This window comes from Micrococcus sp. KRD077 (genome assembly GCF_017168505.1).
GTDB classification, from domain to species: domain Bacteria; phylum Actinomycetota; class Actinomycetes; order Actinomycetales; family Micrococcaceae; genus Micrococcus; species Micrococcus luteus.
The window spans coordinates 66,050-80,502 of sequence record NZ_JABFAZ010000024.1; the positions used below are offsets into that span (position 1 = coordinate 66,050).

Sequence of the window (14,453 nt, forward strand, 5' to 3'; positions counted from 1 at the left end):
CGGGGCCTCGAGGCGGCGGGAGTTCGGGTGGTGCCGGTGGACCTGACCCCGCCGTCCACTGCCGCTCGAGTCTGGACTCGGGTGACGGCACAACGGCTTCGCCCGACGGCCGACGAGTTGCTGACGCTTGGCCGTGAGAGTGCTGCCTACGCCCGCCTGGTGGAGCTGACTGCACTGTACCGCGTTCCCCGCCATGTGGACGCCGTCCTCCAGATCGGCACGGGCTACCGAGTTCACCACCGACGACTCGCCACTTTCGAGGATATGACGATCGCCCAGGCGGTCGAGCACGCGTGGGGTCCGTTTCCTGACCTGCCTCCAGCTCTCATCGACGGACGACGGCGCCTGCAGCAGAGCGTCTACGAGAAGGCGGGCATCTGTTTCGCGGCCACGTCCTGGGCCGCTGACTCCATCAGTGACGACTACGGAATTCCTCGCGACCGGATCACGGTGACGGGGCTGGGCGTCAATCGAGAGGGGCAGCCTTCCACGGACAAGGATTGGAGTTCGCCGCGGTTCCTCTTCGTCGGCCACGACTGGGAACGTAAACGCGGCGACGCCGTGGTCAAGGCCTTTGAACAGGTGCGCGACCTGTACCCCGACGCCCTCCTCCACCTGGTCGGCGCGGGTGTCCCCGACATCGATGCTGACGGGGTCGTAGTGCACGGGCCCCTGCCCATCTCAGAGCCGGCGGCGCAACAGCGACTGGGACGCCTCTTCGCCGAAGCCACGTGTCTCGTCGTGCCCAGCCGACTCGAGCCCGCAGGCATCGTGTACGCGGAGGCCGGCCGCATGGGCATTCCCTCCATCGGGACCACTGTGGGCGGGGCCGCAGACATGATCGGCGACGGGGGGATCGTTGTGGATCCGTCAGATCTAGGGGGGGTCAGTGAAGCCATGCTGCGTCTGGCGGACCCGGCTGTGGCCAAGGAGTCGGGGCGCCGCGCATCACAGCACGCAGCGCGCATGACCTGGGAAGCGGTCGGCGCGAGAGTCCGCGACCGCTTGGTCCGCGCCGTCATCAGCGGCAGGGGTCCAGACGCTCGATGACCACACGGTCCTGTCCGAAGAACAGGTACTTCGTGTAGGTGATCGTCCGAACGGGTTCCGTGGCTGCCACGGGGTGTCCCATGGACACGACGGCGCACTGACGCGAGTCGGAGAAGAGCGCAGCCCACCCGCCGACGACGTCTGATCGAGTCGGATCTTCTGCTACGCCCACGTTCGAGTGCAGCCCTACCCAGGCGAATCCGGCGTCCACGTCCTGCGGCGCCAGCCCCTCCGCCACGAGCTCCTCCGCCGCCTGCCACACGACGCCCGTGCTCGACCACGTATGGAGAGTCACCAGGGCAGTGGCGGCCACGACGATGAGGGCGGCCGTCGCGGCGGCAACCTTCTGGGCCCCCCGTGGCCGTGTGGCCCGAAGCACCAGCACACTCAGGGGCACGATGAGCGGGTAGAGATACCGCTCGAACATCGCCTGGCCCGAGAACGTCTGCACTGTGATGCCCGCGAAGTAGATCAGCAAGAACGAGGCCATGAGCAGGGCGACGGGGTGACCAGCCGATCGCCATGGCCGGCCGGGACGACGACGTGCACGCGTCGTGACATCGCCACACAGGGCCGCCACCGCGGTGCCGGCGAGGATCGCCAGTCCTGCGGCGCACCAGAGAATCCAGCCCGGCACCGTGTCACGCGCGCCGTGGGACATGGCCATGTAGCCGCCGTCGGCTGCCAGGTAATTTCCCAGCAGGGCGCCCCGCCCGAGGAGGAACACGAGCCCTGCCGTAGTGAGGGCGCCTGCCGTGCCGAAAGACCAGGCTGCGGCGGAGCGCGGCTTTGAGGCACCGAGTAGGACCGCTGGAGAACAGACGAACATCAAGGTCATGACCCCCATTGCGAGGGCCCGCACCGCGCCTCCAATTGTGGGATCGACCATGGGTGGGTCGTCACCTGGCTGCGAACGGCGCCAGACCTCAAAGGCGGCGATAGCGGCCAGCGTGACGAGCGAGGCAACGAAAATGACGCGCCGTCTGTCCCGCCGGACGAGCCAGGCGGTCACCGCGACCGCCGCCACTGCTGCCAGGCCTTGCTCTCGAACCGTGGTCGCCCACAGCCCAAACGCCATGCTCCCGATGAGGTTGAGGACGCCGCCGCCGTCGAGGTAGCGGGCACCGAAGTACAGACCACCCGCAATGCCCGCCATCATCGGGACATCAGTCATGTAGGACGTCGACAGCAGTGCAAAGCCTGGAGCTACTCCGACCAACGCCGCGACCAGCAACGAGCGGCCCCTCGGCAGAACCCGTCGCGCCGTGCCGTAAGAGAAGCCGATCATGGCGGCTCCGCAGAGCATCACGAACACATGCTGGCCGACGACGCTGGACGCAAGCGAACCTAGGGGCACCATCATCCCGACCATCGAGGCCCGGTTGAATCCGACGAGATGCACCCGGCCGGTCTCGGCAAACGAAGCGGCGATCCGTGAATGAGCCCACGAGTCGTTGTGAGGAATCCAGAGCGCACCGGCGGTGCCTGCAACAATCGCGGGGAGGACCACAAGGGCCACGATCAGGGCCGTCACGATGACGGCGTCGGTGTGATGTCCTCGTGCGCGCACGACGGTTTCCATGCTCATCTTGCGGTGTTGAGCAGGTCGAGCAGATAGCGGCCGTAGCCGGATTTCACCAGTGGCTGGGCTCGTTCCTGAAGCTGCTCATCTGTAAGGAGCCCCTGGCGCCACGCCACTTCCTCAGGAGAACCGACCTTGAGTCCCTGGCGGGACTCGACCGTGCGAATGAAGTTGGACGCGTCGTTCAGGTCGTGGAATGTGCCCGTGTCTAGCCACGCCGTGCCGCGCGGCAGGACCTCCACGTTGAGGCTGCCGCGTTCCAGGTAGGTGCGGTTCACGTCGGTGATCTCCAGCTCGCCGCGTGCCGACGGCTTGAGGCTCTTCGCAATCTCGACGACGTCGTTGTCGTAGAAGTACAGCCCGGGCACCGCATAGTTGCTCTTGGGCTCCTCGGGCTTCTCCTCCAGTGAGACGGCCTTGCCGGCGTCGTCGAACTCCACCACGCCGTAGGCGCTGGGGTCCGCCACCCAGTAGCCGAACACGGTGGCTCCGTCGACCTGGGTGTGACGGCGCAGCTGCTGGCCCATGCCGGGGCCGTAGAAGATGTTGTCGCCGAGCACAAGGGCGACGTGGTCGGTTCCGATGTGCTCCTCGCCGAGGATGAACGCCTGGGCAAGGCCGTCTGGGGAAGGCTGCTGCACATAGGTCAGAGAGACGCCGAACTGGGAACCGTCGCCGAGGAGGCGCTGGAACTGCTCCGCGTCGTGTGGGGTGGTGATGACAAGGATGTCGCTGATGCCCGCGAGGATGAGGGTGGACAGCGGGTAGTAGATCATCGGCTTGTCGTAGACGGGGACGAGCTGCTTCGAGATGCCGTGGGTAATGGGATGCAGCCGGGAGCCCGTGCCGCCGGCGAGGATGATGCCCTTCATGCTGTGATGCTATCGGGAGCAGAGGGTCCTGTCTGAGGGGTACGCACGGTGGGTGTACAGGATCTCCTCAGTGTGAGCAGAAGCCGGATATGATCACCCTGTGCAGCAAGTCGTCAGAGATGCCATCGCACGCGGTGTGGCTCCGATCCGCCGACGTCAGCCGTACGTGATCTGGGGAAATGAACCCATGAACGGTGGGAATTTTCTCTTCCTGTGGGTGACCGCGTGGGCTCGTCAACGGTCCACCGGGGTGAGTTGGCTTGTGAGGTACAAGCCCAAAATGGAACCGTGGCTCCAGGAATTCCCGCGACTTCGCGAACTGACGGTGACGGAGGACAAGGTTTCCTTCTTCCAGTCACGGACCGTGGAATGGGGTCACGAGATCAATGTGGATTTCCTCTACCCGGACCTGAAGCAGTTCTGCCGGGACATGCTCCTCCAGGGGTCGGCCTTCAGCGATCGCTGGGGCACCGTCACGCCGGGGGCCACGGTGGTGAACGTGCGGCGCGGCGACTACTACAGCAACCCAGAATTCCGGCGTCATTACGGATTCGACGTTCGTGAATTCGTGCGGGTGGCGATCGAAGAAATCGACTCCCCGGGAGGGGCGCCGGTGGTCTTTGTCTCCGACGATCCCGACTGGTGCGTGACCCATCTGTCGGACCTGTTTGCGGGCGGCGATGTCCGGGTGATGCCTTCGCCACATGACATGTTCCAAGACCTGGCCCAGGTCTCGAGCGCGGATAACCTGATCCTGGCTAATTCTACATTTTCATACTGGGGCGGTTACCTCGCTTCCTCTCGACCCCCCGGGCAGCGACCGCGCAGGGTCGTAGCGCCGCTGTTCTTTGGACGCCACTATCCGTACTCTGAGTCCGCACTCCTCTTGCCGGAATGGCTCGCCGTGCCCGGGGACCGGTACGGGGAAGGAAGCGCCTGATGCCCCTCGGTCTCAATGTGCCGTCTACACCGGGCCCTCGGCTCGGATACGTGCTACCCGGTCCGATCCTCTCTTCCGGTGGCCTGGTTGCCATGGAGGCGCGCGGATTCTCGGGCCTGACTGAGCTGGCTCGCAGTTGGCCAGGACGGGTCATCGTCCTCGCGCCTGCGGTGAATGACATCCCCGAACCGCTCCCACTGGCCTACGTGACCGCAGACGTCGACAGCCTGGGTTTCGACATCGTCAAAGCTCAGCCCGTCCCGGCTGAGATCGATTCCCTGGGCCTGGACCTGACGCTGGGTCTCCTGGCACCCCATTGGAGAGGGATGACCGAAGCCCGTACGCCCGCAGTACTGACGGCCGAGGTGGACTACGGCATCCGTCTCGGCATCCACCGTGCGACGTCCTCCGGAATCCCGCTCGCTCGTGCAGCGGTCGGACTCCTTCGTGTCGAGGCCGGGTTACGCAGACAGGCTCGGAAAGCGAGATCTCTTCAGTGCAACGGACCTGCTGCCTTCCGGGCCTATGGTAAGCAGTCAGCCACCCCGCTGGCCTTCATGGACCATCGAATCTACGCCGCAGACGTCGCAGCCGCGCGTGCCGTTCGGGCATGGGACGGCGAGGGTCCTCTTCGCATGGCCTTCTCCGGTCGACTGGACCCGATCAAGGGCCCTGAGTACGCTCTTGAAGTCGCCCATCGGGCACGCCGGGCGGGTCTGCCGGTGGAGATGGCCTTTCTGGGGACCGGGCCAATGCGCGAGACACTGCAGGACCGCGCGGAAGGCTGGGTCCAGTTCCGTGGATTCCGCGACTACCGCACCGAGTGGCTGAACGACGTACGGGACACCGTCGACCTCATGCTGCTGCCCCACCTCCAGGGCGACCCGTCCTGTACCTACTTCGAGTCCCTGGGATCAGGTGCACCGGTGCTCGGCTACGCGAACGCCACGCTGAGCCCGCTCGTGCGGCGCCATGGTGTGGGCTGGGCGGTGCCGAGGGGAGACATCGACGGCATGGTGGAGATTCTGCGATCTCTCATCGATGACCCCGAGGCACTCCTTCGTGCACGGCAGGCAGGTCTCGACCTCGTAGCGACAAACGATTTCGAAACGACGACCCAGCGTCGCGCCGACCACCTGCTCCAGCACATCGGCCCCACTCCGCTCTAGGGTGTGTTGCTAAAGGATGGTGGCGAGCCAGTGCCGTGTCGCTGCGAGACTGAGCCCGGCGTGATAGTTCCGGGCGTACTTGTCCGAGCGCATCGCGATCCCTCGCCACTGCTTGAGCCGGTTGAAGCACCGCTCCACGACGTTGCGTCCCTGGTAGCACTAGCGCTGGTCTTCCCCGAAGTCGATGGCCCGGTTCGCCTTCGAGGGGCAGCCCTTGTCCACGTTCAGGCGGTCAGGCCGTGCCCTGGGCCGGCCACGGGCCCCGGGAACGCTGATCTGCTCCATCATGGTGGCCAACATCGAGGTGTCCGCGACCTGGCCGCCGCTCACCACGAACGCCAGCACCCTCCCCTTGCCGTCACAGACCAGATGAGACTTCGTCGTCAGACCGCCACGGGAACGTCCGATCGCGTGATCAGACGGCTTCTCCGCTGATCTCTTGTAGTTCATCAGGGCCCCCTGTGGTGCGGGGCAGGGTTGCGCTGTGCTGATGGGTGCGCACGATCGTGGAATCGATCGAGGCCACCCAGTCCAGCTCACCGGCCGCCTGGGCCATCGACTGAGTGCGCTCGAGCGCCTGCCCCCACACACCCTGGGCGGCCCACCTGTTGAAGTTCTTGTAGATGGTGTTCCAGTTCCCGAACCGCTCGGGCAGGTACCGCCACGGCGCCCCGGTGCGGAACCGCCGCGCGGTGGCCTCGACCACGATGCGCCGATCCATGGGCGGACGCCCGGTGGTCTTGGCTTCGGGGAACAGTGGGCCGATCACGGCCCAGACTTCGTCTGAGATAACATCACGAGACATTTCCTCAGACTCGCGCATTCACCTACCCGATTCCTTTAGCAACACGCCCTAGACGTGCATCAAGCCCATCATGTCGCTATCTGGTGGAGACATGACCGGATACGAGTACTCCCGAGGTCTTCGGTCAAGAACGGCCTCCGGAGTACGTCAGCGCGGACGGTCCGCCCTCATTGATCGACTATCGAGCGACCTCGACCACCTGTAATTGCTCTACCGGGCCGAGAAGCCCAGGCGTCGGATGCCCCTACATGGAGAGCTACTGGTAGGCGTGCCAGCCGATGTCAAGTGGCCCCGACGCCTCCGAAAGACAGGTGCCATTCAAGCAGGCGCGTGAGATCAGATGATCGGGCGAGCCGGAATGTTCTTGGTGGTGGTCGTACCGCCCGGATTCGTCTTCGTCGAGTACGTCATCGTGGTGTTCGTGGTGACCGTGGTGTTCGTGGCCACGGAGCAACTACCAGCGACGTGGTAGTTGATAAAGAAGCCGGGCAGGTAGTCACCAGAGCGCAAGGCAGAGGTGGACGTGTTCACGATGGTGGGCTTGTTCCACGTCAGGGTGAGCGTCTTACGGTCTGCAGACAGGCTATAAGACCAGCCATTCAGAGTGGTGCACTGCGTCCAGCGCCACGTGCCAGTCGTGTTGTATCCACCGGTGGGGCACTGGTCGATGATGATCGGGTTGTTGAACGTGTATACGGTGGTCACCGCATCGATCCGGGCCGTTCCGGACGTTGTGTTCGAGGTTTCGAGCCAGTAGCCGATTGAGGAGGAGGTGCTGCGCAAACCGTCGCCGATCGGGGTCGAGCCGTTGTATGCGCCATTCGAGGGGGTAACGCCCTGAGTGTCCAAGAAGCCGCCGTTATAGGTGCATCCAGAGTCCACGCGGTAGTAGCGGCCCTGGTAGATCTGCGGGGTGACATTGGTAGCCGTCAGGGTCGTCTTGGACGCAGCGTACGCGGGCGCGGCAACAGCGGCGGCGATGGTCGGGACCGTCCAGGTCAGACCGGCTGCAACGGTACGGCGGTTGAGGGTTTTGGAGGTAGTGGTCTTGCTCGAGGTGATCTGAGAATCAGTCATTTAAGTCTTCCATTGGCGGTTGGGGATTGTGTGGGCTTACCCACTCACGGGTCCTTGGAGTCAAGCGATCTTGAAGGTCGCGTCCCGGAGCTGGATCTCGAGGTACATTGTACCTCCAAGGGTCTGGACGTAGCGGCGCAGCGTGTCGAGCTGGGCCTTGGCCAGGTCGCCACGTTCGATGGTGGACACGCGGTTCTGAGAGACCTGCAGTTCGGCGGCGAGCTCGGACTGGGTCAGGTGGAGGGACTCTCGCAGCTCGCGCAGTCGGTAGGCGCGCACCTGGGCGCGCATGTGCTCCTTGTGGGCATCGACGAGGGCGGGGCGCGGCGGACGCTGGGCGGTGAGCTGGTCGAAGGTGGACATGGGTGCTCTCCTGACTGCTGGGGGTGGGGCGGCGCGGGGCTGATCTCAGGGGAGACGGTCAGGTCTGCGGGTTGGCTGCGCAGCGCCGGGTGGGGCGCTGTGGAGTGCTTGGAGGTGGTCGGCGAGGTGTTCTTCGGCGAGCGGGATGTTCTTGGAGTACCAATTCTTCCAGGCGCCGGCCTTGTCTCCGGCCACGAGCAGGATCGCTTGGCGGCGGGGGTCGAAGGCGAAGAGGATCCGAATCTCCGTGCGGCGGCTTGAGTCGGGGCGCAGCTCCTTGAGGTTCTTGTGCCGGGAGCCGGTGAGAGTGTCCGCCAGGGGCCGGCCCAGGGCGCGGCCTGACCGCCTGAACGTGGACAAGGGCTGCCCCTCGAAGGCGAACCGGGCCTGGTTGCGCCGGCATGGCATCGCGGCCACGATCCCTGAGCGGGCTGACCAGATCGCGCACCGGCGCAAACGCCCGGGCCGGGCCATCGACTTCGGGGAAGACCAGCGCTAGTGCTACCAGGGACGCAACGTCGTGGAGCGGTGCTTCAACCGGCTCAAGCAGTGGCGAGGGATCGCGATGCGCTCGGACAAGTACGCCCGGAACTATCACGCCGGGCTCAGTCTCGCAGCGACACGGCACTGGCTCGCCACCATCCTTTAGCAACACACCCTAGGCGGCACCGCCCGCCCGGGGGCCTGTCCCGGAGAGGCCCGGGCCCTCAGCTGCCCACTCGCTGCCCGACCATTCGAGCAAGGTGGGCTGCCGCGTGGGCCGGCGTCGCCGCGCCGCGCCAGCTGTCCTGGAACATTGCCAACACCTCGCGGAATGGCATGCCGATACGTGCGGCCCGTTTGGTCAGCTCCCACCGATGTGATCGCGCAAGTTCTCGGGCCTCCTCCGATGTGCCGTGCTCTGCATTGCGCAAGGCCGCGAACATGGACCGGACAAAACGGGGACTGTCATGCGCGAACCCCACTGCGCCCAGAGAGGTTGCCAGCCGCCTGACGGCAACGAGGGGCTCCTCCGTGTAGGTGAAGCGATATCGCGCCGCCAGACGGGTGAGGAGCTCAAAGTCCTCGTAGAAGAGATCCTCGGCGTAGCCGCCCTCCCGGCGGAGCGCACCTGTGCGCATGAAGAACGACGCCGCTGGGATCCAGTTGGAATCGACAAGGCATGCGAGGGTGTCTTCGCTGCGTTGCGGTTCGTCCGGCCATGGAAACTCGACGCGCGAGGACGGGTGGAGCACCGAGGAGTTCTCGTCGATGACCACGGCGTCGCTGTAGGCAAGGACGACATCATCTGGAGCGGTCCGCAGGAGCTTCTCGTGGACCGCGATGCGATCTTTGCGCATGGTGTCGTCACCTGCGATGTAGGTGACGAATTCGGTGTCCACTTTGTCCAGCAGTCGGTTGAGGGTCGGATTCAGCCCCATGTTGGTGGAATTCGGATGGAACTCGAACGACGACGGCGCGTCTGCGAGCCACTGTCGGATGACCTCGGCGGTGTCATCTCTCGGGGATGCGTCATCGGCGATGAGGACTCGGACCGGAGGCACGGTCTGGCGTCGAATGCTCTCCAGTGTCTCGATGACGTAGGGAGCGTGGTTGTAGGCGACCACCAGAACGGTCGTGCCCGGGTGGTGTGGGCACCCGGAGTCACCCAGCCCTAGACCGACCTGTGATTCGGCCTGCCGCCGGAGGACTCGATGGCGCGTCCACCCGTCAACGAGTCCCCAAGCCGTCGCCACGCGATCGACCGCGCCAGGCCAGTCTCGGGCCTTCAGCCCGGCAGCCATAGCGGCCGCAGCCGCGCCCGCGCGGGTCAGTTCTGTGGTCGGTGCGGAGCTCAGTTCGGGCACCGCATGCCAGGCGTCCCGCGCAGAAGCGGCCTCCGCAAGTGAACGTCCCGCCCGGGCCCGCGTACGGACGCGGTCACGCCATGCGGAGGGTCGGGAGTAGATGATGCTCATGGCTCCGCAGTCCGTGATCGGCACGCCGGCGCGGTCGAGGCGGAAGGCCAGGTCGTTGTCCTCGCCACCGCGGACGAGGGCCGCATCGAACCCCCCGACGGCCAGCAGGACGTCCCGTCGGGCGGCGAAGTTCCCGCCCATGAGGGCCGGCCCCATCGACCCCCGCCCTGCAGGACGTGGGGGGACCGGCACGGTCTCTGCCACCAGCATCTCGAGTTTTTCCGCGAGTGACTTGCCGGTGAGCTGTGTGTCCTCCTTGACCACCACGCCGCCTGTCACGACAGGGAAGTCGTCGAGGAACTCATAAGCGAGCCGACACCAGTCGGGGTGGACAAGGTCGTCGTCGTCGCAGAACGCTAACCTTTCGGCCGACGCCTCATTGATGCCCCGGTTCCGGGCGAAGGAAGCCCCGGGGTGGGTGTCGGCATCGATGACGCGGATGAACACGCCCTCTGGCAGGGGAGCGAGGGAAGCGACATAGGGGTGAAGCCAGGGGTTCCCCCCGTTGTCGCATAGCAGGATCTCCCGGGGTGGCGCGTCCGTCTGACTCAGCAACGCTGCAAGCTGGTCCTTGAGGGGCAGTCCGCTACGGTAGCAGGGGATAATGACTGAGATCTTAGGATCCGTCAATGTCTACTCGCTTCAATAGAACGGCATGTTGGGTCAGGTCTACTCGACATGACTATTGGGAGCTCACCGCACCATTACTGTAGCCGCGCGGCATCAACCGGTCGCAGGGAAGGATCATCTGCCATCCCTCCGGCGCATGATCTATGACCACGGTCTCACGGCTGGGATTCTGTGACTCACATCGTTGGCGCAGGTTTGCGACCTGCTGCGACCAGGACGGCGCGCCATGGCGAGTGTTGACTGTGGCGGGGGAAATAAGCGATGATAATATGAGCGCTATCGCGGTGAAGGTGGGGACAAGTTTCTTGGCTGACCCAGAATGACTTGCGGCGACATCTAATGCTATGACAAGGGCTACCCATAGGAGAAGCGATGCCCCTGTTCCCCACCTTATGAAGGTGAAAGGCGGACGAATGTAGTCGAGTCCTGGATGGTTATTGAGGAGAAAGCTGAGCGCCCATGTCGTGATCGATGTGAGAGTGGCGGAAATAATCACCCACTTCCGAGTATTGTCCTTGATCGCAGACGCCGCCAAGAGCGCGGCAATAGCGATAGCGAGCGTGACAGGGACCAGCCAGCCGGAAATTTCGATCAGAAAGTTTGCGCGCGGCTGATTTCCGACCGGTGTCCCGAGGACGACATTCACAAGTAGCCCTCGAATCATGGAAAGGGGGTCTGCTAAGCCGCGACTTGTGCGGGTGGTGTCAGATGACAGGAAAGCAACGAGCTGCGCAACTATTCCTACAGACCATCCTGTGAACACGATTCTTTCGTATCGGGTCCCCTTCCAGGCTCGCCCCGCGATAATCGGAGCGAGAATCGCTAGCTGAATCTCGGTCATTGCGGCCATCGCCAGAGTCAGAGACCAGACCACCGACGCCGAATAAGTTCGAGGTGAGTGCCAGGAGATCCAGAACCCGAGATACAGAAAATACCAATGCAGGTTCGCGAGGTTGCCAAGCGCTTCGACTCCGGCAAAAGGGAGGAGGATGGGAATGATCATTACCAGTAGACGGAGAATCGGGCTGGTGATAAGACTCTTGGATATTAGAAAGCTGAGTCCGCCGATTAATCCGACCATGGATCCGAAGGCCACTGTCGTGGCGGTTGGCCACGTATCAACTGGAAGGAGGGATATAATTCCACTGATTAAACGCGGCCAAAAATGCAGATATCCATCATAGGGGTCAATGGGAAGGTGAAGGGATGGGTTGGACACCCATGCCTGCAAGAATACCTTTCCGTCCTCCGCGTAAAGAGTGTCCCATGTGGATGTGGGGAGTCTGACCAGGCTGCATACAATGCCGAGTGTTGCGCCGACGGCCAGTGCTGTCGGTACCTCGACGGTCGAGCGGTCGATGCTGGGCCGGGGGTCGAGGTTCTGATGCATAGGGCCTTAGTGCTGAATGAGTCGGTTGCCGCAGTGCTGACCCGAGGAGGGCCATGGGGTCGGTGATTCGAGCGTTCGGTGCGACCTGGGCATAGCCTATGTCACCATATTGTTGTGCACTCGCAGATACCCTGACCTCATGCAACTCCTCGTCACCGGCGGCGCCGGGTTCATCGGCTCGAACTTCGTCCACCACGTCGTCCGCGAGACCGGGCACGACGTCGTCGTCCTGGACAAGCTGACCTACGCCGGCAACCGGGAGAACCTGGCCGGCCTGCCCGAGGACCGCGTCACTCTCGAGGTCGGGGACATCTGCGACGCGGCCCTGGTGGACCGACTGGTCGCCGAGTCGGACGCCGTCGTGCACTACGCGGCGGAGTCCCACAACGACAATTCGCTGAACGATCCCTCGCCGTTCATCCAGACGAACATCGTCGGGACCTTCGTCCTCCTGGAGGCGGTCCGCAAGCACGGCAAGCGGTTCCACCACGTCTCCACGGACGAGGTCTACGGCGACCTCGAGTTGGACGACCCGGCGAAGTTCACGGAGACCACCCCGTACAACCCCTCCAGCCCGTACTCGGCCTCGAAGGCCGGCTCGGACCACCTGGTGCGCGCGTGGGTGCGCTCCTTCGGCGTGCAGGCCACGCTGAGCAACTGCTCCAACAACTACGGCCCGTACCAGCACATCGAGAAGTTCATCCCGCGCCAGATCACCAACCTGATCGACGGCGTCCGCCCCCGCCTCTACGGCCAGGGCGTCAACGTCCGGGACTGGATCCACACGGAGGACCACTCCTCGGCCGTGCTGCGCATCCTCGAGCGCGGCGAGATCGGCCGCACGTACCTGATCGGCTCGGACGGCGAGAGGAACAACAAGGAGATCGTGGAGCTCCTCCTCGAGCTCTTCGACCGCCCCGCGGACGACTACGACCTCGTCGCCGACCGCCCCGGCCACGACCTGCGCTACGCGATCGACAACACCGCGCTGCGCACCGAGCTCGGCTGGGAGTCGCAGTTCACGGACATCCGCACCGGTCTGGCGGACACGGTCCGCTGGTACCGCGAGAACGAGGCCTGGTGGCGCCCGGCCAAGGACGCCGTCGAGGCCACGTACCGCGCCCAGGGCCAGTGAGGGGGAACCGCTGATGCGCATCACCGAGACCGCCATCCCCGGCCTGCTCGTCCTCGACCTCGACGTCCACGGGGACAACCGCGGCTGGTTCAAGGAGAACTGGCAGCGCGAGAAGATCCGCGTCCTCGCCGCCGAGCACCCCCGCCTCGCCGCGCTCGCCCCGGTGCAGAACAACATCTCCTTCAACGACGCCGTCGGCACCACCCGCGGCATCCACGCCGAACCGTGGGACAAGTACGTGGCCGTCGCCCACGGCCGGATCTTCGGCGCCTGGGTGGACCTGCGCGAGGGGCCGTCCTTCGGCGCCGTCGCCACCGTGGAGCTCGGCCCGGACAAGGCCGTCTTCGTGCCGCGCGGGGTGGGCAACTCCTACCAGACGCTCGAACCGGACACCGCCTACACGTACCTGGTGAACGACCACTGGTCCGCCGACGCGCAGGGCCGGTACACGTTCCTCAACCTCGCGGACCCGACGGCGGCCATCGCCTGGCCGATCCCGCTCGAGGACGCCGAGCTCTCGGCCAAGGACCGCGCCCACCCGATGCTCGCGGACGTCACCCCCATGCCGCCCGCCCCGATCCTCGTGCTCGGCGCCGGCGGCCAGCTCGGCCGCGCCCTCGTGGCCCGCGCCGAGGCCGCGGGAATCCCGGTCGAGGCCCACGGCCGGGACACCTGGGACATGACCGATCCGGCGTCCTGGCCGCGGGGGCACTTCCGCGGCCTGCGCGCCGTGGTCAACGCGTCCGCCATGACCGCGGTGGACGCCGCCGAGACGCCCGAGGGCCGGGCCCAGGCCTGGGCCGTCAACGCGACCGCCGTCGCCGAGCTCGCCCGCCGCTGCACCGAGGCCGGCGTGCCCCTGGCGCACGTGTCCACGGACTACGTGTTCGACGGCGCCCTCCCCGTGGGGCAGGAGCACCCGGTGGACCACCCGCTCGCGCCGCTGGGCGTCTATGGCCAGTCGAAGGCCGCCGGTGAGGCCGCGGTGCGCACCGTGCCGCGGCACTGGATCGTCCGCACCTCCTGGGTGATCGGGGAGGGGAAGAACTTCGTGGCCACGATGGCCTCCCTCGCCGAGCGCGGGATCGACCCGGCCGTCGTCGCCGACCAGCACGGCCGCCTCACCTTCGCCGACGACCTCGCCGACGCCCTGCTGCACCTGGTCACCACGGATGCGCCCACGGGCACGTTCCACATGACCAACAGCGGCGACGTGGTCACGTGGCACGACGTCGCCCGGTGGGTCTTCGAGGACACCGGCCACGACGCCGCGCGCGTCTCCGCCACGACCACCGCCGTGTACATGGCCGGCAAGGAGGGCGTGGCCCCGCGGCCGACGAACAGCGCGCTCGACCTCGGGCCCCTGGCCGCCGTCGGCTACACCGCCCCGGATCAGCGCGAACGCCTGCGGACGTATCTGAGGCGCTGACCGCGTCTCGCACGACGAAGCCCCCGCCGATTTCGGCGGGGGCTTCGTGCGTG

The 14,453-nt window shown here is 65.4% G+C and carries 14 protein-coding genes and 1 pseudogene; 6 read left to right on the plus strand and 9 right to left on the minus strand.

All coding sequences use genetic code 11. The features are described from left to right. Positions 1 to 36 precede the first annotated feature (36 nt). A complete protein-coding gene (locus J1M39_RS06735) occupies positions 37 to 1,050 on the plus strand; it encodes a glycosyltransferase family 4 protein (RefSeq protein ID WP_167755862.1) in 1,014 nt (337 codons plus the stop codon). On the opposite strand, the gene J1M39_RS06740 is transcribed toward J1M39_RS06735, so the two are convergent. Beyond that, entirely contained in the window at positions 1,022 to 2,632 is a 1,611-nt protein-coding gene (locus tag J1M39_RS06740) for a glycosyltransferase family 39 protein (protein WP_063189838.1), read from the minus strand. The two genes, J1M39_RS06735 and J1M39_RS06740, sit on opposite strands and share 29 nt — an antisense overlap. Before the next feature lie 2 nt (positions 2,633 to 2,634). Continuing rightward, positions 2,635 to 3,504, minus strand: coding sequence for a glucose-1-phosphate thymidylyltransferase RfbA (gene rfbA, locus J1M39_RS06745; protein WP_036317379.1), 870 nt, complete (start codon positions 3,502 to 3,504; stop codon positions 2,635 to 2,637). Between the two features lie 280 nt (positions 3,505 to 3,784). Here rfbA and J1M39_RS06750 point away from each other — a divergent pair, with 280 nt between their 5' ends. Continuing rightward, positions 3,785 to 4,444 carry an alpha-1,2-fucosyltransferase gene (locus tag J1M39_RS06750; RefSeq protein ID WP_063189840.1) on the plus strand — a complete coding sequence of 220 codons (660 nt, stop codon included), beginning with the start codon at positions 3,785 to 3,787 and terminating at the stop codon, positions 4,442 to 4,444. Positions 4,445 to 4,650: 206 nt separating this feature from the next. Beyond that, positions 4,651 to 5,613, plus strand: a complete 963-nt coding sequence (locus tag J1M39_RS12530; RefSeq protein WP_206496599.1) for a glycosyltransferase — start codon at positions 4,651 to 4,653, stop codon at positions 5,611 to 5,613. Between the two features lie 159 nt (positions 5,614 to 5,772). On the opposite strand, the gene J1M39_RS06765 is transcribed toward J1M39_RS12530, so the two are convergent. The 5 genes from J1M39_RS06765 to J1M39_RS06785 all read right to left on the minus strand — a co-directional run bounded on the left by J1M39_RS06765 (position 5,773) and on the right by J1M39_RS06785 (position 8,218). After that, positions 5,773 to 5,958 carry a hypothetical protein gene (locus J1M39_RS06765; RefSeq protein ID WP_082836660.1) on the minus strand — a complete coding sequence of 62 codons (186 nt, stop codon included), beginning with the start codon at positions 5,956 to 5,958 and terminating at the stop codon, positions 5,773 to 5,775. 70 nt (positions 5,959 to 6,028) lie between these two features. Further along, positions 6,029 to 6,436 carry a transposase gene (locus J1M39_RS06770; protein ID WP_082836661.1) on the minus strand — a complete coding sequence of 136 codons (408 nt, stop codon included), beginning with the start codon at positions 6,434 to 6,436 and terminating at the stop codon, positions 6,029 to 6,031. A gap of 318 nt (positions 6,437 to 6,754) precedes the next feature. Next, a complete protein-coding gene (locus J1M39_RS06775; RefSeq protein ID WP_135019303.1) occupies positions 6,755 to 7,495 on the minus strand; it encodes a hypothetical protein in 741 nt (246 codons plus the stop codon). Between the two features lie 60 nt (positions 7,496 to 7,555). Continuing rightward, positions 7,556 to 7,858, minus strand: coding sequence for a helix-turn-helix domain-containing protein (locus tag J1M39_RS06780; protein ID WP_100056904.1), 303 nt, complete (start codon positions 7,856 to 7,858; stop codon positions 7,556 to 7,558). A gap of 45 nt (positions 7,859 to 7,903) precedes the next feature. Then, positions 7,904 to 8,218, minus strand: coding sequence for a type II toxin-antitoxin system RelE/ParE family toxin (locus tag J1M39_RS06785; protein ID WP_197458590.1), 315 nt, complete (start codon positions 8,216 to 8,218; stop codon positions 7,904 to 7,906). A 142-nt stretch (positions 8,219 to 8,360) separates the two neighbouring features. On the opposite strand from J1M39_RS06785, the pseudogene J1M39_RS12625 reads away from it, so the two are divergent. Continuing rightward, positions 8,361 to 8,507 (plus strand): annotated as a pseudogene (locus J1M39_RS12625) (IS5/IS1182 family transposase); the annotation flags it as partial. 58 nt (positions 8,508 to 8,565) lie between these two features. On the opposite strand, the gene J1M39_RS06795 reads toward J1M39_RS12625, so the two are convergent. After that, positions 8,566 to 10,446, minus strand: a complete 1,881-nt coding sequence (locus tag J1M39_RS06795; protein ID WP_100058244.1) for a glycosyltransferase family 2 protein — start codon at positions 10,444 to 10,446, stop codon at positions 8,566 to 8,568. Positions 10,447 to 10,498: 52 nt separating this feature from the next. Further along, entirely contained in the window at positions 10,499 to 11,527 is a 1,029-nt protein-coding gene (locus J1M39_RS06800; protein ID WP_206496600.1) for a hypothetical protein, read from the minus strand. A gap of 448 nt (positions 11,528 to 11,975) precedes the next feature. Between J1M39_RS06800 and rfbB the strand changes: the two genes are divergently transcribed. Together rfbB and J1M39_RS06810 are read left to right on the plus strand one after the other, a co-directional pair. Continuing rightward, positions 11,976 to 12,971 carry a dTDP-glucose 4,6-dehydratase gene (rfbB, locus tag J1M39_RS06805; RefSeq protein WP_100058245.1) on the plus strand — a complete coding sequence of 332 codons (996 nt, stop codon included), beginning with the start codon at positions 11,976 to 11,978 and terminating at the stop codon, positions 12,969 to 12,971. 13 nt (positions 12,972 to 12,984) lie between these two features. Next, positions 12,985 to 14,400, plus strand: coding sequence for a sugar nucleotide-binding protein (locus J1M39_RS06810; RefSeq protein ID WP_206496601.1), 1,416 nt, complete (start codon positions 12,985 to 12,987; stop codon positions 14,398 to 14,400). The last annotated feature ends 53 nt before the right edge of the window (positions 14,401 to 14,453 follow it).